At 37.3% G+C, this 1,431-nt stretch carries 2 protein-coding genes; both read right to left on the reverse strand.

Annotation, left to right across the window (positions count from 1 at the left end; translation table 11 throughout):
- Positions 1–432: 432 nt before the first annotated feature.
- Positions 433–894 (reverse strand): hypothetical protein, encoded by a 462-nt coding sequence (locus ACFVSH_RS26610; protein WP_387598647.1) that lies wholly within the window; start codon positions 892–894, stop codon positions 433–435.
- A 316-nt stretch (positions 895–1,210) separates the two neighbouring features.
- Positions 1,211–1,431 (reverse strand): hypothetical protein (locus ACFVSH_RS26615; protein ID WP_387708819.1); only part of this gene is annotated, 221 nt, incomplete at its 5' end.

Raw genomic sequence — 1,431 nt, forward strand, 5'->3', positions numbered from 1 at the left:
GATGGTAGGTAATCCAGAGGTATAGGTGATACTGAAAAGTTATTGGTGGACCAATTTTTAACTCTGTTTTCATATGTGGCTGAGCAAGAACGTAAAAAAATGGGCAAACGATAGGCTGAAGGAATTGAAGTGCAAAGAATAACGGCGTGATATTCGGTACGACGTAAGCATGAATGAATAACGACTTCATTCAGGTATATGAAACCGGAGTGTCGCAAATTTCTACAACCCAATAAGTTTTACAGGAAAAAACATTAAGGACTTCCTAGGCTTGTTTCAATATCATGCTTCAGAATGGGACCATTTTATCTAATTTTTTAACAAAGTTGATTGGAACGGGTGTACGAAACTCCCGCGGGGAAAGCGAGTCCAAAGGAGACCCCGCAGGTGCAAATCGCTCCAATCATTTTTACAAACCCTCAATATTGTAAATTATTTTTCTATTTCAAGGCTTTTTAACATTTGCCTTAACGCTCCAAGATGATAAGCCGAGTGGGCAATAGTCGCATTTACATTTGTCAGCCATTTTCCTAAATCGATTGTGTCGATTTCTTCGAGAAGTGTTACATATTCTTTATGTAATCCCTCCCTGATTTCCGCCCATTTCACCTCATCGACATGATGAATGGTCCAGCTTGCGCCCCAATCTTTTTCAAAGTTTGCACCACTGATCATTGTTCGGATCACCCATAAATAATACCGCATGTGGTCAGAATGAGCAGCAATGGTTGATCCATTTATGGAACACGAAGCATCTTCTGCGGTTAAACCATCAATTGTACCAAAAACCCCGGTATTCGGTTTCGATTCAGTATAATAGCTCCCTCCATTTCCCGGTCCTTCAAACGTTTCTTTCAAAAGCATTTTTAATGAACTTGCCAACGTCTCGCTCAACTCAATTCCCCCCAAGTGTTTTAATTGACTTCATTACTATATATTACACTAAGACAATTCAATATTCGTTTAAATTTTGTTAAATTAATCCAAGGATATGACGAGTTTATAGAATTACTCGTTCAACTGGCAAAAGGTATGAATTTCATTTTACTTTCGGGTACAATCTTATATCGTATTGACGCTGTTCTTGACGTGATGAAAAAATAATAACACCTTAAAAAGACCGTTCCTTTAATAAACAGGAACGGTCTTGATTTATTTATCTGAAAATATGATTCAACTCTAAAAAGTATACAATGCTAAGTCTATAGTTTTAGTAGCTTTTCAAACGCTCCTCCAGGGAAACAATTCTAAACTTTAACTCCTGATTAGAGTCCAAGCACCCTATTACAATTTGGTTATCTTCCGTAATGGTGACATATCTGAAGGTTTCTTCTCCGTGGATCTTTATTTTTGTCTCCAATGTCGTTTCCATTTTTGCAAAAACTTGATCTGTGTATGTAAGCGGAAGAATATAATCCAATACGTCATCAT

It is taken from the genome of Peribacillus sp. NPDC058002 (assembly GCF_042886655.1).
GTDB lineage: Bacteria > Bacillota > Bacilli > Bacillales > DSM-1321 > Peribacillus > Peribacillus aracenensis.